Origin of the sequence: Bartonella sp. HY038 (assembly GCF_014117425.1) — a bacterium.
Classification (GTDB): domain Bacteria; phylum Pseudomonadota; class Alphaproteobacteria; order Rhizobiales; family Rhizobiaceae; genus HY038.
This window is the reverse complement of the sequence record NZ_CP059725.1, coordinates 2,684,579-2,706,791: the sequence shown is the minus strand read 5'-3', so window position 1 is coordinate 2,706,791 and position 22,213 is coordinate 2,684,579. Positions and strand designations below refer to the sequence as shown.

Here is a 22,213-nt window from a genome sequence, read left to right as displayed (position 1 = left end):
GCGGTTTTTAAGCCGCACCTTTATTTAAACTATCAGGCATTGCTTGAAATTTTTGCAGCTTGGCGCTTTTCAACGCGCTGTTGAATAGCTGCAATATTGGTATTTGGGGTCGCGGCAAAAAGCTTTTTAGTGTAGTCATGCTGCGGATTGGCAAATAATTGATCGCGGCTGCCATATTCGACTACTTCACCAAAATACATGACCATAACCTCATCGGCAATATATTTAACAACGGATAGGTCATGGCTGATAAAGACGTAAGTTAGTTCAAATTCTTCCTGTAGATCGGCCAAAAGATTAAGAACTTGCGCTTGCACCGAAAGATCAAGAGCCGAAACCGGCTCGTCTAAAACTAAAATTTTTGGTCTTAACATTAGGGCGCGGGCAATGGCGATACGTTGGCGTTGACCACCAGAAAACATATGCGGATACCGGTCGAAATGGCTAGCAGGAAGGCCGACTTTTTCTAGCATTTCTTCTGCTGCCTTGCGCCGCTCAACATTATTCATTGTGGTATTCAGCATTAAAGGCTCTGTTAAAGCATGGCCAATTTTTTGGCGCGGATTAAGTGAGCCAAATGGATTTTGAAAAACAATCTGCACCATTTGGCGCATTTGAGTAGTAACACTGGTTTTAGCTATATTGATATCTTCGCCATTAATCTCTAATTTTCCAGATGTCTGTGGATCAATAAGGCTGATAATACGGGCAAGGGTTGATTTTCCGCAACCGGATTCGCCGACAATGGCAAGAGTTTTGCCGCGTTCAACACTAAAAGAAACTTTGTTCACCGCATGTAAAATACGTTTTGGTTTTAAAAAGCCACTCGAACTTACATAGTCGCGCATGAGGTTTTCAGCTTTAATTATAATGTCACTCATAAGACACCTCCATGCTCGGCCATAAAATCGGCAATAGTTGGTAAACGCTCTCCGGTTGCATGTTCGGGTAAAGCTGCCAAAAGTGCTTTTGTATAGGGGCTTTGCGGCGTTGCAAATAAAGAAAGCACATCAGCTTCTTCCATTTTGGTGCCCTTATATTGCACCATGACGCGATCAGCTGTTTCAGCAACAACGCCCATATCATGCGTAATCATGATCAAGCCCATATCATGGTTTTGTTGCAAGTCCATTAAAAGATCGAGAATTTGCTTTTGAATGGTTACATCAAGGGCGGTAGTTGGTTCATCGGCGATTAGCAATTTAGGATTGCAGGCAATGGCCATAGCAATCATGATACGTTGGCATTGACCGCCAGATATTTGGTGCGGGTAGCTTTTAAGGCGTTTTTCTGGATCAGGAATGCCAACTGCTTCAAAAAGTTCTAAAGTGCGTTTTCGTGCAGCCTTGCCATGAAGATTCAGATGGGTTTTAAGAACTTCCTCCACTTGAAATCCGGCAGTAAAACAAGGATTAAGGCTAGCGATTGGTTCTTGAAAAATCATTGATATATCTTTGCCGATGATAGAGCGACGTTTGGTGTCTGAAATATTTAATAAATCAATATTTTCAAAACGCATAATATCGGCAGTAACCGTTGCGGTTTTGGGTAATAGCCCCATCACCCCTAGCATGCTCACAGATTTACCTGATCCTGATTCGCCAACAATGGCTAAAACTTCGCCTTTATTAACAGTGATATCAATACCCTTAACTGCAAAGAATGGTCCTGAAGCAGTTTCAAAAGAAACAGATAGATTGCGTATTTCTAAAAGTGACATCGCTTAGCTCCTTTTCAACTTAGGGTCGAGTGCATCGCGCAAACCATCCCCCATCAGATTGATAGAAAGAACAAGGATAAGAATAGCAAGACCGGGAAAAGTTACAACCCACCATGCGCTGGATACAAATTCGCGTGCATCGGCAAGCATTGTACCCCATTCAGGCAATGGTGCTTGCGCACCCATGCCAAGAAAGCCTAAAGCAGCTACATCCAAAATAGCTGTAGAGAATGAAAAGGTTGCTTGCACAATGAGCGGAGCCATGCAATTGGGTAAAATAGTTTTAAACATAAGCCTTATCGGGCCTGCACCTGCTAACTTGGCTGCAACCACATATTCTTTGTTTTTTTCAGTTATAACAGCTGCTCGTGCCAAGCGCACAAAATGCGGTTGCAAGGCTATTGCTGTTGCAATAACTGCGCCTTTTAAGCCATAACCGATAATGGTAATTAAGACAAGGGCCAATAATAGCGATGGAATTGTTAAGATAATATCCATGATGCGCATAATAAATGCATCTAGCGGTCCTTTTATGTAGCCGGCTATTACACCCAGTATAATGCCAAAAACCATTGCAATTAAAGCAACAATAACACCGACAAGAAGTGTAAAGCGCGCACCGTGCAATATGCGCGATAAAATATCCCGACCGACAGCATCAGTGCCTAAGATAAATTGCCACGACCCACCATTTTGCCAAACCGGCGGCTTTAGCATGAAGTCACGAAATTGGTCTTGATAACCATAGGGCGCAATTAATGGGGCTAGAACACTTAATAGAACAATTGTAAAAAAAATAATAAGCCCAATAAGCGAGCCGCGATTATATTTGAATGAATACCAAAATTCACTAAAAGCGCTTGCCGTCACGGTTTGTGTTTGATTTGCGGTCATTGTCTTACCTCAGTTCTGGCGAATGCGCGGATTAATAAAGCCATACAAAACGTCAACCACAAGGTTGACGGTCATTACCAATATGGCAATAAGCAAAAGCCCACCTTGTACAGCGGAATAATCGCGCCGTGAAATTGAGTCGATCATCCATTTCCCAATGCCCGGCCAAGAAAAAATGGTTTCGGTCAAAATAGCGCCGCTCATCAACATTGCAATTTGCAGGCCAATTGTTGTGATAATTGGAATAAATGCATTGCGCAGCGCATGGATACCAATAACGCGAAAACGGCTTAATCCTTTGGCACGTGCTGTGCGGACATAATCTTCACTTAAAACTTCAAGCATGGCAGAACGGGCTTGGCGGGCAATAACCGCTAGGGGAATAGTCGCAAGTACGATTGATGGTAAGATAAGGTGCGAAACCGCCGAGGCGAAGGCACCTTTTTCACCTGAAAGCCAGCTATCAATCAACATGAAGCCGGTTGGTTGGTCAAAATAAAACAGCAATGAGATACGACCTGAAACTGGTGTCCAACCAAGATTGGCACTAAACAACATGATGAGCAAAATGCCCCACCAAAAAATTGGCATGGAATATCCAACAAGGGCAAAGCCCATTGCGCCTTGGTCAAACCACGAGCCGCGCTTAACTGCAGCGATAACTCCGGCGGGAATACCAATGATAATTGCAATGATAATTGCACATAAGGCAAGCTCTAATGTTGCTGGAAAAAGCGTAAAAAATTCTTCGGCAATTGGTTTTTTGGTAATAAAGGAAATGCCAAGGTCACCGTGAAATACACCCCAAAGATAATCAAAATATTGTTGCCAATAGGGGCGATCAAAGCCAAATTGTGCCATTAATTGAGCGTGACGCTCAGGCGAAACTCCTCGTTCTCCAGCCATTAACAAAACTGGATCACCCGGCAATGTACGCACAAAAATAAAGGCAACAAGCGTAATGCCAAGAAATGTCGGGATAATATAGCCAATCTTTTGCAAAAGATAACGCAACATATATGTTTTACTCCGATCACAGACAGATGGGCTATATCAACATTAAAGCTACATCGCTAATGTCATGATTAATTTAAAACAATTTAAGTTCGCCCATATGTTTTTGCTTTGATGATGAAAATCTAAAATCACTTTATTTCACAGTGACAGCAACTAAAAATTTCTCACCTTATCTTTTCTTCTTTAATCATTTTACGCTTAAAAAGCTAGGCTTTGGGAAATTTTTATTACATATCAATCAATTCTTTACAGCCAATCGTAAAAAAGAAAACGAATAGATCAAAGAAAAATTAAGCTTTAGCTTTTTTTAAAAAACATATCGTTTAAAAATATGCCTGATAACAAAATCATAAAAATATTTTACAAAGCCATGATATATGTTAGGGGAGCTTATTCTAAATATCGATATATATAAGCCCAAGTAATTGTTAGAAATATAATTTATGATGAAGTATCGCCAAGAAATTGATGGCTTACGTGCACTCGCCGTGTTGCCAGTTGTATTTTTTCATGCTGGGTTCAATTTTATGAATCGTGGCTTTTTGGGCGTTGATATCTTTTTTGTGACTAGTGGTTTTTTAATTACCTCAATCATTCTTGATGATTTAAAAGCTGGCAAGTTTTCCTTTTCCAATTTTTATGATCGCCGCATTAGGCGTATTTTGCCGATATTGTTTTTTGTATGTTTGGTATCAACACTTATCGCTTTCGTTATGATGTTGCCTGACGAACTTGATAATTATTTGGGTAGTTTGCTAGCCAGTGTGTTATTTTATGCCAATTTCTTTTTCTATTCTCTCTTGGGAGGATATTTTTCAGCCGATGCCGAATTACAGCCACTTTTACATATTTGGTCATTAGCGGTTGAAGAGCAATTTTACCTAATTTTCCCTTTTTTAATTTTATGCTTTTATCGTTTTGGCAAAAAAACATTGCTTTTAACGATTGGCGCCGTATTTTTAGCAAGCTTTATTTTGTGCCTAGCTTTTGTTTATCATAATCCAATGTTTGCATTTTTTATGCTTCCAACAAGATTTTGGGAATTGGCTGCAGGTGGGCTTCTTGCGATTTCTGCATTGGATAGAAAAGAGTTATCCCATAAAACATTAAGCTGGCTATCGTGGTTTGGCCTGCTTTTGATCCTTTATTCTCTAACTCTTTTACCGCGTAAGCTAGATTTTCCAGGTTGGGGCACAGTACCTGTTATTTTAGGCACCATATTGATTTTAGGATTTGCAAGGGCGCAAACAAGCGTCGCCAAAATATTATCATGGAAACCCTTAGTTTTTATTGGCCTAATTAGTTATTCACTTTATCTTTGGCATCAACCGATTTTTGTTTTTGCGCGGCTATATATTGCGCCGTTTCAAAAACAATATTTTGTTATTTTAATTATTTTTACAATAATATTGGCAACATTGTCATGGAAATTTATCGAGCAACCATTTAGAAAACCAAAGACAAAATATAAATCTAAAGCGGTCTTTATTTATGCTGCAATTGGCATTTCAGCTTTATCTATAACTGCGATAGCATTGCCACGATTATACGCGATTTCGCCATTTAAAATTGATAGCCCATATTCAAAAATACCCGAGGTTCGGCAGAGCGCAATACAGTGTGAGCAAGGCCCATTCACTTTGAGTCAATGCACTTATGGTTCAAATCCGCAAGTTTTATTAATAGGGGATTCCTACGCGGGTCATTTGATTGATGCTTTGTTGACATCAAAATCTCAGCAGCCTTTTGCAGCTAATTTTCTATTGGCATGCCCACCTTTATTTAACTTTGCAGACACAGCCGAACTTCCTACCCAAAAAGAATATTGCTTACAGCATCAAAAAGATATTAAAGATGTAATTTTACAGCATAAAAATCTTCGCTATGTGATTATATCAACATCCCTTAGCTATTATCTCAATAATGCAAATATGCTGACAGAGCAGGGCTATGTTAAATCTTCGCCCTTACTGGTTGAGCAAAAATTTGCTGAAATAATTGATTGGCTATCGGCACATAATATTAAAACCGTCCTCATTTCCCCACCCGCTCGCACATCTTTTGACCCAAATCGCTGCATCAAAAGCGTTCTACGCCGTACTAGGACAATGGACGCTAAAGCGATGGATATGTGCAGCATAAATTATGCTGATATTAGCGATCAAAGGAATGGTGTAAACGCATTGTTAGACAAGTTAAAAGATGTGTTGCCAATCATTCATCTTGATGAGCTGATGTGCGAAGACGGTATATGTCCGGTTGTCTATAACGGCTATCCTGCTTACATTGATGCAATACATTTATCGCCCTATGGATCAGCAGAATTGGGTAAAAAGCATGATTTATTTGGAAAAATTATTGCTGCTGCAAATAGTTTTGGCCATTATCATTTCAGTAAGTAAATTAGTCGGCTTGGCTTTTACTTGTTGCAGTCAATATTATTCCGTAATTTGGTGGCAAATACAAAAAAGCGCTTTATCGAAAGGATAAAACGCTTTTACTTGATGGAGTTTTAACTTTGTGAATCAATCATATTTTTGATGAACAATTGCACCTTGTCCGTTTAGATAAAGTTTGTAATGGGCACCATTTTTGTCGAAAACTTCAGCTTTCCAACCATCGTGTTCGGTTTCAATTTCACGAATGATAAAGCCTTGGTCCTCAAGACCCTTGACCATTTGTGACCAAGAAATACGGTTCATGGTTTGGGCTGCCATTGGGGCTTGCTGCATACCAATAGGGGCTTGTTGTTGAACGCCAACAGGAGCATTTTGTGCTATAGCTGGCAGGCTTAAGCTAGAAACGGTCATTGCAGCGATAAGAGTAAGAGCTGTTAGTTTTTTATGGATAGTTGCCATTTTTGATCTCCTTTGGTTTGATGAATGATGTTTTAAATGAGTCGTGCTGACGCTGCCCTAACTTGCACCGTCAGTATTCTGTCAGTTTAAAAAGCGCATGATGCAAAAATGGTTAGATTATTTTATATCACAGTTTTTATTGCTCTTATAGGAGTGATTTATCCAGCCTATTCAGGTAATGATCAAGAAGCGGCGCGGCAAGCCTTGGCGCGCGGTGAAATTATGCCGTTGACGCAAATGCTTGGTTTTGTTGAAGCAGCCTTTCCAAATTCAAGCGTTATAAAACTTGAATTTGATGAAGAAGATCATCTTTATATTTATGAATTTAAAATTATTGATTCATCAGGCATAATACGTGAAATAGAAATGGATGCCAAAACTGGCCAAATATTAAAAGTCGAGATAGACGATTGAAAGTTCTTGTTGTTGAAGATGATGCTATTTTGCGCAATGATGTGTGTCTCGCGTTAGAACAGGCTGGTTTTGCGGTTGATAGTACCGATAATGGTGATGATGCTTGGTTCAAGGGTGAAACTGAAAATTATGACGGTATTGTTCTTGATCTTGGCTTACCTGTCAAAGATGGCTTAACTGTTTTAAAATTATGGCGGCGTGCTGGCGTGGTGGTGCCGGTTATTATTTTAAGTGCGCGTGGCAGTTGGATTGAGCGAGTGGAAGGCATTGACGCAGGAGCAGATGATTATCTTGCCAAGCCTTTTGAAATGTTAGAATTGGTTGCGCGTTTGCGTGCGCTTATTCGTCGTTCAGTGGGGCAAGCAGATCCAATATTACAGATTGGCAATATCGCAGTTGATACACGTTTGATGCGGATTACCGTTGACGGGCGTAATGTTGATTTATCTGCGCTTGAATATCGCGTTGTACAGTTTTTAGGGCTACACAAAGATCGGGTGGTGACGCCAAGCGAGCTAGCCGAACATATTTATGGTGATGTTGATGCGCGCGATCCCAATGCATTGGAAGCATTATTAACAAGGTTGCGCCGTAAAATTGGTGCAAGTGCTATTGAAACAAGACGCGGACTTGGCTACCGCCTAACTGGACAATAGTTATGAAAGCTTCTTTGCGATTGCGGCAATTTTTAGCCGGTTGTATTGCTATTATTATCGCATTGGCTATTTCATTTCTTGGTTTTTCATTGCTTTTTGAGCGCCATGTTGAGCGGCGGTTTTCGGTACAGCTTAATAATTGGACTGAGACCATCGCAGCTGGTATATCGTTGGACAACGAAAACAAGATTGCCGTTAATCTGCCCTTTGTGATTCCAGATTTTGAAAAGCCCTATAGCGGTCTTTATTGGCAAGTGATTGATAAAAGCAATGATGATATTATAAGATCGCGCTCACTATGGGATTTAAATTTACCTTTAGCTGAAAAAAATGGTCGTTCTGGTGGCTATTTGATGGTGGTTCGTCAAGTTGCATTTCGCGGGCACCCTTTGCAAATTGAAATTGCCATTGATGAACAGCAAATTATTAAAGCGCGCAATGAATTTGCTGCGGATCTTTCTATTTATCTTATCATGCTTGGTTTGGTTTTATCGGTCTTGTTTGGATTGCAAATTGTCTTTGGCTTGAAACCATTAGCTGTTTTGCGAAAAAATGTTGAAAAGATAACCAGTAATACAAATGAGCGTATGGAGCCAAATTATTATAAGGAATTGCGCCCATTAACTGAAACGATAAATCACTTATTGGATAATCGAGCGCAAAGCATTGATGAGGCGCAAAAGCGGGCGGGTGATTTGGCTCATGGTTTAAAATCTCCTTTAGCTGCCTTGCGCAATTTAAGCAGTCGGCTTGATGAACAAAATAATAAGGAGGCTGCGGTGCTCTTGCGTGATTTATCGCGCGGTTTGCAACGCCAAATTGACCGCGAGCTTCATCGCGCGCGTGCCGAAGTTTCTGCTCATAAAGGTAAACTATCCAGTAATCTTGGCGAGTTATCACGGCAATTGGTACGTGTTTTGTCGGCAACCTCCTATGGTGAAGCTTTAGAATGGCAAAATAATATTGATGACAATGCAATTATGCCTATTGATGTTGCAGATCTTGCCGAGGCGCTAGGAACAGTCCTTGAAAATGCAGCTCGTCATGCCAAACAAAAGATTGTTATTTTTCAACCAAATGCTGAACAAATTATAATCGATGATGATGGCGAAGGTATGGATGAAGAAAGGCGCATGTTGGCATTGCAACGCGGCGTGCGCTTTGATGAAAGAGCGCAATCTACTGGTCTTGGTCTTGCAATAGCCGGTGATGTCCTTGCGCCTTACGGCTTTGCCATGCGTTTAGAGGACAGCCCTTTGGGGGGATTACGGGTTATTATTTTTCATAAATAAATCTGATTGACCATTTAAAAGGCAATAATATAGCACTATTTAATATAAAATATATATTTTTGGAAAAGGTCTAATCTAGCTGATTGCATAGCAAGATCAAAGATGTTAAAAGACAATTATGAGTTACAATAGGTTTTTATTGAAAAATACACTTATTAGGCAATTAGCCATTACGCGCTTGGACGTGCAGGATCATAAACTGCTACCAGGTCGCTTTGTTGTGTATTTTTCAGGCTCATCATTAAGCCGACTTATGGTCTAGCTTTTTTACTTGCTCAGCCAAGTTTTACAAAAGGCTATAATCTTGACCTTTGGCTTTTTGATAAATTCAATTTTCCTATTTAAAAAATGAGCCTTAATGGCCAAATAAAGCCCTAGAGGCAAAAGAATGGACATGAAAATGAGTGCACCGCGTACGCTCTATGACAAAATTTTTGATAGCCATATTGTCGATCGTCAGGAAGATGGCACCTGCCTTCTTTATATTGACCGCCATCTCGTGCATGAAGTAACTAGCCCGCAAGCATTTGAAGGTTTGCGCATGGCGAAACGTAAAGTGCGTCATCCAGAAAAAACCTTGGCGGTGGTTGATCATAATATTCCAACCTCGCCAGATCGCGTCAATGGCATTAAAAACGAAGAAAGCCGCATTCAGGTTGAGGCGCTTGCTGCCAATACGGCTGAATTTGGCGTTGAATATTATTCAGAACGCGATGTTCGCCAAGGGGTTGTGCATATCGTAGGGCCAGAGCAGGGCTTTACTTTGCCGGGCATGACCATCGTTTGTGGCGATAGCCATACTTCAACTCATGGTGCTTTTGGTGCCTTGGCTCATGGTATTGGTACATCGGAAGTTGAACATGTTTTGGCGACCCAAACCCTTATCCAGAAAAAAGCTAAGAATATGCTTGTGCAGGTCAATAATAAATTGCCTGATGGTGTATCGGCAAAAGATCTTGTCCTTGCCATTATTGGCGAGATTGGTACCGCAGGTGGTACCGGCCATGTGATTGAATATGCTGGCGAAGCCATCGAAGCGCTTTCGATGGAAGGACGTATGACCATTTGTAATATGTCAATTGAGGGTGGTGCGCGCGCTGGTCTTATCGCGCCAGATGAAATTACTTTTGAATATATTAAAGGTCGCCCACGTTCACCAGAAGGTAAGATGCTTGAAGATGCCATTGCCTATTGGCAAACTTTGAAAAGTGATGAAGGCGCAGTTTACGACACAGTTATCACGATTGATGCAGCTAATTTAACACCAACGGTTACTTGGGGGTCATCACCTGAAGATGTCATGCCAATTAATGGTGTTGTGCCAAATCCTGATGATATTGTAGATGAAAATAAGCGCGCTTCCAAAAAACGTGCTCTTGAATATATGGATTTAAAACCTGGTATTCATATGACTGATGTCGCTATTGATCGCGTGTTTATTGGTTCATGCACCAATGGTCGTATCGAAGATTTGCGCGCTGCGGCCTCTATCGCTAAGGGACGTCATGTTGCGCCAACTGTATCAGCAATGGTGGTGCCTGGATCTGGCTTGGTGAAAGAACAGGCAGAACAAGAAGGCTTGGATAAAATCTTTATCGAAGCTGGTTTTGAGTGGCGTGAGCCTGGATGTTCTATGTGTCTTGCCATGAATGATGACCGTTTAAAACCGGGTGAGCGTTGTGCATCAACCTCTAACCGAAATTTTGAAGGTCGCCAAGGATATAAGGGGCGCACTCATCTTGTGTCACCTGCTATGGCGGCGGCCGCAGCAATTGCTGGTCATTTTGTTGATGTGCGTGAGTGGCAATAATCTTTAAATCTTTATGATTACTAAAAAGCGGCTCATTGGGCCGCTTTTTTGTTTAAAATTTTGTTCATCAGTAAAATAAAGCTTATCAATATTTTAAAATGCCAATAAAATTTGAGGCTGCAATGAATGCAATCTCGTTGAATAAAATTAAAATTATATTTTGCAAAGCCATTTATAACTAGGTCGCGTAGCTTGCATCGGTCAAAAAAAGAGCCTCGTTGCAAACTTTAAATAAGATGCATTTACGCCTTGAACGCCCAGTATTAAAATCTTCTAGATAAAATTCGACATGTTCGAAAACTTCAAAGATATAGTGCTAGTTAAGATCATTCACTGTACAACCCTTTCACTCAAAATTATAAAATCAATTATAAGTTGGTTCAAAAGGTCGTCAATTTAAACCATTACGTAAAATATGCAGATGCGCAATATTATAGCGAATAAAAGGCTTAATTTCTTTTTTCGAAAAAATAAAAAAAACATTTACTTTTTGTAAACTTTTTTTGGAACCTTTTTTAAGCTGTGTCGTTATGTGGATACCAAAGCTGATAAATGGCAAATAAGCCAACCTTCAATAAAAGGCAGCTAAAAGAATTAACCAAACAACCCGGAAAAATTTAACAACAGGAAGCCATAAAGCGTTTCCCGTTAACAGTCTAACCTTGTCAAAATTTGAAGCAAATAAGCGCGAAACGAGTTTTCGCGAATAGAGAAACTTTGCTTAAAATTATGGGTTTTGCGGTTCTTCCAAAACAAATTTAAGGATAAAGATCATGAACCGTTTTGCAAAATCAATCATCACTGCTTCAACTCTTGCAATTGCTGTAATCGCTAGCGCACTTACTGCACAAGCAACCACAATTTCAGCTCCTGCCTTATCATTGCATAATGCACCTGCAACAAGTGCGGCTGTAACCAGCAATATTGCTAAGGGTACTCAAGTTAATGTTGGTGTTTGCAATTCAGCTTGGTGCTATGTAACTGCAGGAAACCAAAAAGGTTGGGTTGAAACCAACAAGCTTTCAACACAATTGGCTGCTGCAAATAGCCGTGCTCGTTCAATGGCAGTTAGCGGTGGTGCAGGCGGCTCTGCTGCAACTGGTGGCCGTACAGCATCTGCTGGCTTAAATATTTCAATCACCATTGTTCCTGAAAAGTCAGAAGCAAAGGCTGCAAACCACAATCGCATTAATGTTGCTAAAATTGCACCACAAAACTTGCGTTAAGAATTTCACAAATCCCCGTTAGCTAAAATCAAGCTAACCAATTGGCCTATCTGATTTCATGATCGATCAGATAGGTCTTTTTTTAAGTGTTAGTCGCTTTAAGATTAGTTGTCGGTGACAAGGCTGTAAATAGTGCTTGAGCGACCACCAGAGCGACAAAAAGCAAGCAGCGGCTTTTTAGCCTCAGCAATGGCATTACGCATCGCGACGAGATCTTCCTCAGCAATACCCATAGGCACAACTGGAACATAATAAGTGTTTATGCCTGCTGCATCGGCAGCTTTTTTAATGTCGGCAAAGGATGGTTGATTAACTTCCTCGTCATCAGGGCGATTGCAGATAATGGTTGCAATGCCAAACTCTTTTAAAGCAGCCATATCTGTTGGTTCAATCTGACCGCATACATATACACCATCATCAATCGGCTTTATCTTCATAAAATTTCCTCACTTATTTTCATTTTAATATTTTCTTCACATTTAAACTCTTGGAAAAAAGAACAAAGCCAAGAATAATGTAAGAGATATATTTATAATATTTGGTTTTAAATTTTAATAAGATAACGTATTTTAACGCTGTTACAAGAATATTTGTCAAATAGTTCAATACATTAATACTTTTAGACTTATTTTACATTAATTTTATATTCTATATCTTGCATATATTCATCTTGCATTGCGGCATCATCCCCAATAAGGCCTTTAAAATGCAAATGGTGTTCGCCTTCGCTTAGCGGGTTGAGCAAGATCCAATAGCCATCGGACGCATAATGGTCTTCATCGCCAGGGATTGTAAAACAGCTCGACGTTGCCGCACGAGTTCCGTCAAGTTTTTGTCCATCAAATTCGCTGAGCATATCTCTGGCACTGTTAATTGCAGCGTTGACTTCTTTTTTTAAGTCATCGCAAGATAAGCCATCGCCAGTATCCCAACGCATAATGCTGATGACGGGAAAAAAGATATATTTGTCTTTAGGGACTGCACAATTGCGCACTACCTTGTCAAAGCTATAGCTAGGCGCCAGAAAAAAGACATCGCCACTTTGGGCATAATTGCAATGCTCGCCTGTATCATCGGCAAGCGGATCTAAATCATCAGGGGCATTGGTAACCCATTGCCACCAACGTATGGAAAGAGTACTTAAGTCTTCTCCGCTTACAGTTTTATTGCTAGTAAGCGAAGAAGATTTTGCCGGGGCAGTAATATTAAAAAAAACACCGCTCAATAAAATGACTAGGTATAATAATTTCATCGAGAATAATTCCTAATTGTTTGATCGGCTACCAATTTATCTTAAATCAAATTCGGTTTGAGTGGAATTGCCAATTGATTAATTCAAGTGGATATGTGCCTATGGCATTTATTTTGGTTAAAGCATATGGTCGCTAAATGCCGTTTTTTGAAAATTAACAACAATATTTATAACAAAATAAATCAAATTTGATCGCAATTTCGTTCAACATTATGTGATTATGTACTAAAATATAAAATATGTTTTGACAGAGTTACCTATTTATCTTTATGTCCGCGTGTGGGGACTAAAACTAAGATAACGGATTTAGCCTTTTGACACCAAAAAAATAAGCCCTGTTTCAACAGGTAGCATCAAAAAACAACTTCTCATATATTTGAAGAATGAATACCAATAGTTGCGTAATATTAGCAATTTAGGAATTGGTAAAACTTGTCTGTCGTGAATGCAAGTCTGAGGGGCTCGCATTTTTAATATGTGCTTCCGTTTTTTGGGTTTTCTGGTTTAGTCCGATTTGAGGGATAATAATAGAATGAAAAATATGGAGCAGATAAGTTTTATTAAGAACTGCTTGGCTGTAAGTCTTTTACGTGCGCGTGAAATTATCACACGCGATTTGCGTGGCGTGCTTGCAGAATTTGATATGACTGAGCAGCAATGGCGCGTTTTGCGTGTTTTACGGGAAGAGTCGCCTCTTGAAGCGACAGAACTTGCCAATCGATCTTGTATTCTATCGCCTAGTCTTACGCGGATATTGAGGGCTCTTGAAATGCGTGATTTTATTATTCGTGAGAAAGACCCATCTGATAGCCGGCGATCTTTGCTAGTCCTTTCGCGCGAGGGAATAAGTATCATTGATAAAATTACTCCGGTGGGAGAGGCGATATATAACGCTTTTGTCGAGCGTTTTGGGAAGGAAAAATTTCAACAACTTTTGACCCTCCTGCACGAAATTGAAGAACTTGAAAATTAGAAAACTCTGATTTTTGTAACTTGTGATAAAGATATTTGCACTTTTAAACAGTGTAAATATCTTTCATTCCATGATCTAGTTCGGTTTTACTTAACCTTTTTTAATCCAAAGTGCTTCAATCGAACTTGCAAAGCTGCTATAAGAGCCAGAAGCTGAAACAAAAAGGAATCTGGCGTGACTATAAAAGATGTAGTGCTTATCGCATTAATGGCAGCCTTTATCATAGTGCTTGGTTTTATCCCGGCTTTTACCATTCCTTTTATCCCAGTGCCTATTACGACACAAAGTCTTGGGGTTATGCTTGCTGGTGCGTTATTAGGCGCACGGCGAGGTGTTTGCGCTATTTTAATTATCTGGATATTGGTCGCTGTGGGCTTGCCTGTTTTGTCGGGTGGCCGTGGTGGTATCGGTGTTTTTATGGGCTTTACGGCCGGTTATTTTGTTGGTTGGGCTTTTGGCGTTGCGGTTATTGGCGCTTTATTCCACGTTTTCAGAAAAAATCTAACACCTGTTAAGCAGATTGTTGCTCTGATCCTTGGTGGTATTGTAACGGTTTATTTCTTTGGTATTCTTTGGCTGTATATTATTACCGATGATAAATCCTTATGGACCATTATTTTAGGCAATCTTGCTTTTATCCCTGTAGATCTTGTTAAAGTTGCCATTGTCTTTGGAATTTTAAAAGTGCTGCATAAAGCATTGCCGGGCCAATTTGCTAATACTGGCATCAAATAAGATGAGGGGTGCAATTGGTTTTCTTTAAATTCGTTTTAATTTAGCTCGCAGCTAAAGCATGATTTAAAACCTATTTAAATAACAAAAAAACCTGAAGTTTTTTTAAAACTTCAGGTTTTTAAACTTATCAGTAGCGATCTATTAATTGGACAGCTTTGCCATCACTTCATCGCTGACTTCGAAATTGGCATAGACGTTTTGCACGTCATCATCATCTTCAAGTACATCAATAAGTCTTAAAATCGAGTGCGCCTTATCTTCATCAACCGGTGCCATAGTAAGTGGCTTCCAGATGGTTTTGATAGATTCAGCTTCACCAAGGGCAGCTTCAAGGTTTTTTGAGACTTCGCCAATATCTTCAAAGGCGCAAATGATGGTGTGTCCATCTTCATCAGACGTCACATCTTCGGCGCCCGCTTCAATCGCGGCATCCATAATCGCATCAGCACTACCAGCTGTTGCCTTATAGATTATTTCACCGACACGATTAAACATGAACCCAACTGAACCAGTTTCGCCCATTGCACCACCAGCTTTTGTAAAGGCTGAACGCACATTAGACGCGGTACGATTACGATTATCGGTCAATGCTTCAACAATAACGGCAACGCCGCCAGGGCCATAACCTTCATAGCGTACTTCATCATAATTTTCAGAATCGCCACCTGATGCTTTTTTAACTGCGCGGTCGATATTGTCTTTCGGCATTGACTGCGCTTTAGCGTTCTGGATTGCAAGACGCAAACGCGCATTCATTGCTGGATCAGGCAAGCCTTGCTTGGCAGCAACGGTAATTTCGCGCGCCAATTTTGAGAACATTTTTGAGCGCATCGCGTCCTGACGACCTTTGCGATGCATAATATTTTTAAACTGTGAATGGCCAGCCATGGCACTCCTGCTTATGGTTTACTGCCAATAGTCTCGCTTGATGCGATTAATGCAGTTTGTTTAACAAAACAGATAAAATTCTATCATTCTATCTACTAAAACACTTTAACAATATGCGAAACAATTTCATTTGTAAAATGCTAGAACCTTTAAAAATAAGGTAATTGCATAGATTTAATGATAACGATGCTCATTGTTCTTTGCATCATGTCGCATTCCATATGAAATTGCTTCGTATAAAAACCGTTATTGCGCTGATTAAAGCAATCATTCCTTATACAAAAATAAAAAGCCTTAAACTCATCCAGAAAAATGCTGTCGTATATTTTCTAGCTTTATGAAAAGCTTTTATGATTTTTTAGGTCATAAAAAAAGCCCTATAAGCAAAATTGCTATAATTTTTTCAAATTAATCTTGAAAAAAGCCGTTTCTATAAAAAAGACTTTTGGCATGAACCGCCAAGCTAATACGATAATTAGTATTATATGTGTGAAAATAATTCACTAATTAGTGATGCGTTGATATAAAATTGTCGAAAATTATTCTAATAGTTATAAATATAAAATAAAATTTCAAAAAATAACGAAAATATAAAGATATTGAAATTTAAGGTTGCAATTTTAACTTACGGCTATTCTATTATTTACGAATTAATTTTCTTTTTTTTGATCACGTAAATGTTTAGCTATTTAAAATGTCAGCAAGCTTTACTATATTAATTAAGGATCGCAAGCGCCCAACAAAGGAAATTGTGGGTTGATCAATTTTTTGAAATTTAAATCATCCGCCAAAGGGTGAATGACGTGTTTATAATGAGGTAATAAAATGGTTAAGATGCATAAAACTGTTAATGATGTTCCTTCAAACACCAAACAAACAGCAATTGAGCTTTTAAACAAATCTTTGGCAGCACTTATTGATTTAGCGTTGTTAACCAAACAAGCCCACTGGAATATTAAAGGACCACGGTTTATTATGGTTCATGAAATGTTAGATCAATTCCGTGATGATCTTGATGAACATGTTGATATTATTGCAGAGCGCGTTGCTCAGCTTGGTGGTACCGCATTTGGTACAACCCAAAGTGTCAACAAGGATTCATTATTAAAGCCTTATCCTACCGATATTTACAAAGTTGAAGATCATCTTGATGCTTTAATTGAGCGCTATGGTGAAGCTGCAAATTTTGTGCGTAAAGCCATTAAAGATGCTGATGAAGCAGGTGAAGATGATACAGCTGATATTTTCACTGCTGCGTCTCGTACGTTAGATAAAAACTTGTGGTTCCTTGAAGCCCATGTTCAAGAACCAAAGTAAAGTTTAATTTTTTAAATTTTTAGATTTATAATAAAAAACAGGCTTTGTTTTCAAAGCCTGTTTTTTATTATAAAACATCAAAAAATTTTTTGATGTAAGAACAATTTTACGCAATTGGTGCAACAAATGGATTGCTGCGTTTTTCAGTGCCGATTGTGCTGCCTGGACCATGACCACATAAAAATCCAACATCATCGCCCAAGGGCAAGACTTTGTTTTTGATTGTGTCCAGTAATTGTTGGTGGTTCGCGCGTGGTAAATCAGTTCGACCGATTGAGCCATGAAACAAAACATCGCCCATCAGAGCAAAGCGCAATTCTTCATTAAAGAAAATGACATGGCCAGGGGCATGGCCGGGCGTATGATACACTTTAAATTTATGACCGGCACAATCAAGCTCATCTCCCTCTTCAAGCCAACGATCGGTGGTGCAATTTCGCATTTTATCGGTGATGTTGTAGGCCTTGGCAGTTTCTTCCACCATGCCAAGTAAAAATTCATCATCTTTTTGTGGGCCAATAATTTCAACGCCGAGCGCTTCTTTTGCATCCATTGCCGCACCAACATGATCAAAATGACCATGAGTTAGCCAGATTGCCTCAATTTTGATGCCCTCTTGCTCAATAGCTTGCATAATATAAGGAAGGTCACCGCCTGGATCGAGTAAAATACCCTTTTTACTATCTTCATCAAATAATATGGTACAATTTTGCTGTGCTATTGTAACCGGTATAATATGTGCCTTTAGCATGCCCATGACGTTTATTCCTATTTTAGTCTATTTTATATGCTATAATTCTATCATTCCATATTCTTATACATTATGATATGGCAAATTTTTGTGTTTTATTCAAAATGGATTTTGCATGCCCCTATCGCCGGTAAAAAAAGCCATCGAAGCTTCTGAAACGGATCATATTGCGGTTATAGAATTGCTCTTTTATGCCTATCAGGATTTTACGGCAGATCCTGACCGTTTATTGTTAGAATTAGGTTTTGGGCGTGCCCATCACCGCGTTTTATATTTTGTTAGTCGTCGCCCTGGGCTTACCGTTGCTGAATTATTGGATGTATTAGGCATCACCAAGCAATCGCTTGGGCGTGTATTAAAGCAATTAATTGACGATGAATATATTTTGCAAGAAGCAGGCGTTAAAGATCGCCGGCAAAGGGAATTGTATCCAACGCAAAAAGGGCGGGATTTATCATTACGCCTGTCAGAACCGCAATCGCAGCGTATTGAACGCGCATTAAAGCAAGCCGGCGTTGAAGATTCAAGCATTGTGCGCAAATTCTTAGCTGGCATGCTTGATAATGATCGGCGTGAACCAACTTATATTGAAAATCTGGCGCGGGAAAAAGAATAATTGTTAAAAGCAACTTTTGCTTAGCCATATAGTGATTTTAAGGTGCAGCATTCTTTGTCCTATTTTTCTTCAACAAGATTTTGCAATTGATATGAAAAGTGAATGAAGTGTTTTACTTTGCTTAAGCTTATTGCCCTATAATAGATATGAGTCTGCTAGATGATTTAACCGATATTTATGCAGATTGCGCCAAAAGGGCTTTATAATAATTAGGTTTTAAAATTCACATAAGTAGGATGTGTTGATGACAGATAAGCAAGATTACAGCATTGCCGATAATGCTCCCCATATTTTGGTTGTTGATGATGATACACGCATACGCAGTCTGTTATCGCAGTTTTTACAGAAAAATGGTTTTCGTGTTTCTATGGCTGCATTGGCAGATGAAGCGCGGCGAAAATTGGCAGGGTTGGATTTTGATCTGTTAATTGTTGACGTGATGATGCCTGGGGAAACTGGAATTTCACTTACACGTTCTTTGCGTGAAACTAAGGATGTTCCAATTTTGATGTTGACTGCATTAGCAGAAACGGATGCACGTATTGATGGTCTTGAGGCAGGTGCTGATGATTATTTACCTAAGCCCTTTGATCCGCGTGAATTATTATTGCGTATCAATGCTATTTTACGCCGAGGCAATCAAACAAGCCAACCAACTATAGAGCAAATTGTTTTTGGCCCCTATACATTTTCAATTCCGCGGCGTGAATTGAAAAAAGCGGGGGAGATTATCCATCTTACCGATCGCGAGCAAGAAATTATGGTAATTTTTGCCTCTCGCGTTGGTGAGACTATTCCGCGCCAAGAATTGGCCGCCGGCGAAGGTGAAGTGGGTGAGCGCACCATTGATGTGCAGATCAATCGTTTACGCCGTAAGGTAGAAAATGACCCTGCAAATCCTGTTTGGCTGCAAACAGTGCGTGGTATTGGCTATAAATTGGCGGTTGAATAATAGGCGCATATAATGGAAGCACCATGGACTAAATTAAGCCGTTTCATTGCCACACGCATGCCAAAACGGCTTTATGCGCGTTCTCTTATCATTATCATTGCACCAATGGTTTTGCTGCAATCAGTGATAGCTTATGTCTTTATGGAACGGCATTGGCAAATGGTAACTGAGCGTTTGTCCATGGCAGTTGTTCATGATATTGCTGCCATTATTGATGTGATTGAGACCTATCCGCAGGATGATAATTACAATAATATTATCCGCATTGCCCAACAAAGAATGGGCTTGAATATTTCTATTCTGCCACCTGATCCACTACCGTCGCCCGGGCCAAAGCCATTTTTTGCAATTTTGGATTATTTTTTGAGTGAGGAAATCACCAAGCAGATTAATCGGCAATTCTGGATTGATACAGTTGGCGATTCAGATTTTGTGGAAATTCGTATTCGTCTTGATGATAAAGTTTTACGGGTATTTGCAACCCGCAGCCAAACCTATGCATCCAATACCGGTATTTTCCTTAGTTGGATGGTGGTGACTGCGCTTGTTTTGTTGATTATTGCTATTTATTTCTTACGTAGCCAAATTAAACCGATCCAGCAATTGGCAGAAGCTGCAGATAGTTTTGGTAAAGGTCGCCCCTTACCAGAGGGATTTTCGCCGCGCGGCGCTGAAGAAGTGATGCGTGCGGGTATTGCCTTTTTGCGCATGAGGGAGCGTATTGAGCGGCAAATTGAGCAGCGTACGACCATGCTATCTGGTGTCAGCCATGATTTACGCACCATTTTAACCAGATTTAAACTGCAACTTGCCATAGCAGGTGGTGGTATTGATACTGAACCGCTAGAGCATGATGTGAATGACATGCAAAACATGCTTGAAGGCTATCTTGCTTTTGCACGCGGTGAAGGCAGTGAAGAGGTTGGTACTCTTAATCTTGAAAATGTCATGGCGAAGCTGAAAGAAGAAGCCGTTTTACGTGAACGTGGTTTTACTTATGAAATGCATGGCAATCCTGAAATTCAAGTGCGCCCCAATGGTTTTACAAGACTGGTTGCCAATCTTGTGTCAAATGGCTTTCGTTATGCACGCAATGTCGATGTGGTGATCCATCATGACGATCATAAATTAACGCTTTGTGTTGATGATGATGGTCCAGGAATTCCTGAAAATATGCGTGAGGAAGTATTTAAACCATTTTTCCGTCTTGATGAAGCACGCAATCAAGACGCAAGCGGCACAGGGCTTGGTCTTTCTATTGCCCGTGATATTGCCCGTAGCCATGGTGGTGATGTTACATTGCATAAAAGTCCAAAAGGTGGTTTGCGGGTTATTATTGAAGTGCCAATTTAGCTAGATGGCTGATTAAAATGGCTGCAACCTAGCTATTCGTTTGTCTTTTGTAAAAATTGAATTCAAAATATTTGTATTAAGTCTTTTTTACGCGCATAGTAAACAAATACCTTAATGGGTGTGATTCTTTTATTTAAATGTGCGTATGGTTATTTAAAATGATAATGAATATTTAAGCAATGTTTAAATATTCATTATAGCTAATATAATCAATATTCGCATTAATAATAATGATGACCTTTTGTCGTTGCAATTTTTAAATTATTGTTTGTTATTATTGGAGTATGTGGATTATGGCTTTACAAAAAGCAGGCAAATGGGGCTGGGTGGTTGTCTTAGTCATTGTTGTTGGTTTTATTGCTTGGCGTTATTTATTGCCATCATCCAATAGTCTTCCCAATTATGTAGCCGTCGCTAATGGTCGGATTGAAGCAACTGAAGTTGATATTGCGGCAAAATCATCAGGCCGTATTAGTGACATTAAAAAGCGTGAAGGTGATTTTGTTCATGAGGGCGAAGTTGTCGCTCAAATGGATACATTAACGCTTGATGCGCAATTGCGCCAAGCGCAAGCGCAATTGAAGCAAGCTGAAATTAATGTCGAAACTGCAAAATTGCAGGTAGAACAAGCTGCTGCTGAAGAAGAAGCCAATGTAGCGCGTGTATCACAAGCAACAGTTCAGCGTGATAATGCCCAAAGGCGGTTTAATCGTTCTAATACTTTGCAAGAACGCGGCACTGTTTCTGAACAAACCAAGGATGATGATCAGGCAACCTATGAGGGTGCACTTTCAGCCCTTGCCGCCGCAAATGCACAATTGGCTTCAGCCAAGGCTGGTGTTTCAACCGCTAAGGCTAATGTGGTGAGCGCTGAGGCAGCTGTTGATGCTGCAAAAGCCACCATTGAGCGTATCCAATCAGATATTGATGATAGCGCATTGAAGGCACCGCGCTCTGGCCGCATCCAATATCGCATTGCTCAACCAGGAGAAGTTGTGGCTGCCGGCGGACGCGTGCTTAATCTTGTTGATTTAAGCGATGTCTATATGACGTTCTTCTTGCCAACCGATCAGATTGGTAAATTATCTCTTGGTCAAGAAGCTCATCTGGTTTTAGATGCTTTGCCGCAATATGTCATCCCAACTAATATTTCTTTTGTGTCCGACGTTGCACAATTTACGCCAAAAACGGTAGAGACTTCAGAAGAACGCGCTAAGTTGATGTTCCGCGTGCGTGCGCGTATTCCAAGTACCTTGCTAGAGCAATATATTAAGGATGTTAAAACCGGTTTGCCGGGGGTTATTTATGTAAAGCTTGATGATAGCAAACCATGGCCAGATAATCTGCAATCATCAATCAAGATTGAAAATTTACCACCAAAAGAGGGTACAAAGCCACAATAGGCTGCTTTTATTAATGGCGGTTCCTTTAAAGGGTTATGCCATTTAATAATAGTAAAATCAGGGAATTTGAGGCGAATTTCATACCC

General features: G+C 39.9%; 22 protein-coding genes. 13 read left to right on the top strand and 9 right to left on the bottom strand.

What is annotated here, in order from left to right; genetic code table 11:
* Positions 1-32 precede the first annotated feature (32 nt).
* Genes H3299_RS11705 through H3299_RS11690 form a run of 4 tightly spaced genes read right to left on the bottom strand, consistent with a single transcriptional unit; the run spans position 33 to position 3,631 of the window.
* Positions 33-881 carry a dipeptide ABC transporter ATP-binding protein gene (locus tag H3299_RS11705; protein ID WP_182417841.1) on the bottom strand — a complete coding sequence of 283 codons (849 nt, stop codon included), beginning with the start codon at positions 879-881 and terminating at the stop codon, positions 33-35.
* Positions 878-1,720: an ABC transporter ATP-binding protein gene (locus tag H3299_RS11700; protein ID WP_182417840.1), complete on the bottom strand. Its 843-nt coding sequence runs from the start codon at positions 1,718-1,720 to the stop codon at positions 878-880. Before H3299_RS11700 ends, H3299_RS11705 begins: the two co-directional genes overlap by 4 nt.
* Positions 1,721-1,723: 3 nt before the next feature.
* Positions 1,724-2,614: an ABC transporter permease subunit gene (locus tag H3299_RS11695; RefSeq protein ID WP_182417839.1), complete on the bottom strand. Its 891-nt coding sequence runs from the start codon at positions 2,612-2,614 to the stop codon at positions 1,724-1,726.
* Between the two features lie 9 nt (positions 2,615-2,623).
* A complete protein-coding gene (locus H3299_RS11690; RefSeq protein WP_182417838.1) occupies positions 2,624-3,631 on the bottom strand; it encodes an ABC transporter permease subunit in 1,008 nt (335 codons plus the stop codon).
* A gap of 443 nt (positions 3,632-4,074) precedes the next feature.
* Here H3299_RS11690 and H3299_RS11685 point away from each other — a divergent pair, with 443 nt between their 5' ends.
* The gene (locus H3299_RS11685) at positions 4,075-6,033 is read left to right on the top strand and encodes an acyltransferase family protein (protein ID WP_182417837.1); all 1,959 of its coding nucleotides are present in this window, start codon (positions 4,075-4,077) and stop codon (positions 6,031-6,033) included.
* A 123-nt stretch (positions 6,034-6,156) separates the two neighbouring features.
* On the opposite strand, the gene H3299_RS11680 is transcribed toward H3299_RS11685, so the two are convergent.
* Entirely contained in the window at positions 6,157-6,489 is a 333-nt protein-coding gene (locus H3299_RS11680) for a PepSY domain-containing protein (RefSeq protein ID WP_182417836.1), read from the bottom strand.
* A 108-nt stretch (positions 6,490-6,597) separates the two neighbouring features.
* On the opposite strand from H3299_RS11680, the gene H3299_RS11675 reads away from it, so the two are divergent.
* The 5 genes from H3299_RS11675 (at position 6,598) to H3299_RS11655 (ending at position 11,887) form a co-directional block, all read left to right on the top strand.
* The gene (locus H3299_RS11675) at positions 6,598-6,903 is read left to right on the top strand and encodes a PepSY domain-containing protein (protein ID WP_182417835.1); all 306 of its coding nucleotides are present in this window, start codon (positions 6,598-6,600) and stop codon (positions 6,901-6,903) included.
* Positions 6,900-7,559, top strand: a complete 660-nt coding sequence (locus H3299_RS11670; protein WP_182417834.1) for a response regulator transcription factor — start codon at positions 6,900-6,902, stop codon at positions 7,557-7,559. Before H3299_RS11675 ends, H3299_RS11670 begins: the two co-directional genes overlap by 4 nt.
* 2 nt (positions 7,560-7,561) lie before the next feature.
* On the top strand, positions 7,562-8,851 hold the full coding sequence (locus H3299_RS11665) for a HAMP domain-containing sensor histidine kinase (protein WP_246708071.1): 1,290 nt from the start codon (positions 7,562-7,564) through the stop codon (positions 8,849-8,851).
* Between the two features lie 400 nt (positions 8,852-9,251).
* The gene (gene leuC / locus H3299_RS11660) at positions 9,252-10,661 is read left to right on the top strand and encodes a 3-isopropylmalate dehydratase large subunit (RefSeq protein WP_182417833.1); all 1,410 of its coding nucleotides are present in this window, start codon (positions 9,252-9,254) and stop codon (positions 10,659-10,661) included.
* Positions 10,662-11,434: 773 nt separating this feature from the next.
* On the top strand, positions 11,435-11,887 hold the full coding sequence (locus tag H3299_RS11655; protein ID WP_182417832.1) for an SH3 domain-containing protein: 453 nt from the start codon (positions 11,435-11,437) through the stop codon (positions 11,885-11,887).
* A 104-nt stretch (positions 11,888-11,991) separates the two neighbouring features.
* Here the strand turns inward: H3299_RS11655 and H3299_RS11650 are convergent, their stop codons facing one another.
* Both H3299_RS11650 and H3299_RS11645 read right to left on the bottom strand, forming a co-directional pair.
* The gene (locus H3299_RS11650) at positions 11,992-12,324 is read right to left on the bottom strand and encodes a TIGR01244 family sulfur transferase (RefSeq protein ID WP_182417831.1); all 333 of its coding nucleotides are present in this window, start codon (positions 12,322-12,324) and stop codon (positions 11,992-11,994) included.
* Between the two features lie 188 nt (positions 12,325-12,512).
* Positions 12,513-13,139 carry a hypothetical protein gene (locus H3299_RS11645; protein WP_182417830.1) on the bottom strand — a complete coding sequence of 209 codons (627 nt, stop codon included), beginning with the start codon at positions 13,137-13,139 and terminating at the stop codon, positions 12,513-12,515.
* Between the two features lie 532 nt (positions 13,140-13,671).
* Between H3299_RS11645 and hpaR the strand changes: the two genes are divergently transcribed.
* Complete coding sequence (gene hpaR / locus H3299_RS11640) at positions 13,672-14,112, top strand: homoprotocatechuate degradation operon regulator HpaR (protein WP_246708070.1); 441 nt, start codon at positions 13,672-13,674, stop codon at positions 14,110-14,112.
* A gap of 174 nt (positions 14,113-14,286) precedes the next feature.
* Positions 14,287-14,847 carry a biotin transporter BioY gene (locus H3299_RS11635; protein ID WP_182417829.1) on the top strand — a complete coding sequence of 187 codons (561 nt, stop codon included), beginning with the start codon at positions 14,287-14,289 and terminating at the stop codon, positions 14,845-14,847.
* Between the two features lie 141 nt (positions 14,848-14,988).
* Here the strand turns inward: H3299_RS11635 and H3299_RS11630 are convergent, their stop codons facing one another.
* On the bottom strand, positions 14,989-15,735 hold the full coding sequence (locus H3299_RS11630; protein WP_182417828.1) for a YebC/PmpR family DNA-binding transcriptional regulator: 747 nt from the start codon (positions 15,733-15,735) through the stop codon (positions 14,989-14,991).
* 825 nt (positions 15,736-16,560) lie between these two features.
* On the opposite strand from H3299_RS11630, the gene dps reads away from it, so the two are divergent.
* On the top strand, positions 16,561-17,052 hold the full coding sequence (gene dps / locus H3299_RS11625) for a DNA starvation/stationary phase protection protein Dps (protein ID WP_182417827.1): 492 nt from the start codon (positions 16,561-16,563) through the stop codon (positions 17,050-17,052).
* A 106-nt stretch (positions 17,053-17,158) separates the two neighbouring features.
* On the opposite strand, the gene H3299_RS11620 is transcribed toward dps, so the two are convergent.
* Complete coding sequence (locus H3299_RS11620) at positions 17,159-17,809, bottom strand: MBL fold metallo-hydrolase (RefSeq protein ID WP_182417826.1); 651 nt, start codon at positions 17,807-17,809, stop codon at positions 17,159-17,161.
* Positions 17,810-17,918: 109 nt separating this feature from the next.
* On the opposite strand from H3299_RS11620, the gene H3299_RS11615 reads away from it, so the two are divergent.
* From H3299_RS11615 to H3299_RS11600, 4 genes are all read left to right on the top strand, one after another.
* A complete protein-coding gene (locus H3299_RS11615; RefSeq protein ID WP_182417825.1) occupies positions 17,919-18,419 on the top strand; it encodes a MarR family winged helix-turn-helix transcriptional regulator in 501 nt (166 codons plus the stop codon).
* Positions 18,420-18,663: 244 nt separating this feature from the next.
* A complete protein-coding gene (locus H3299_RS11610) occupies positions 18,664-19,371 on the top strand; it encodes a response regulator (protein WP_182417824.1) in 708 nt (235 codons plus the stop codon).
* 12 nt (positions 19,372-19,383) lie between these two features.
* Positions 19,384-20,724 (top strand): ATP-binding protein, encoded by a 1,341-nt coding sequence (locus H3299_RS11605; RefSeq protein ID WP_182417823.1) that lies wholly within the window; start codon positions 19,384-19,386, stop codon positions 20,722-20,724.
* Between the two features lie 293 nt (positions 20,725-21,017).
* A complete protein-coding gene (locus tag H3299_RS11600; protein WP_182417822.1) occupies positions 21,018-22,127 on the top strand; it encodes an HlyD family secretion protein in 1,110 nt (369 codons plus the stop codon).
* The last annotated feature ends 86 nt before the right edge of the window (positions 22,128-22,213 follow it).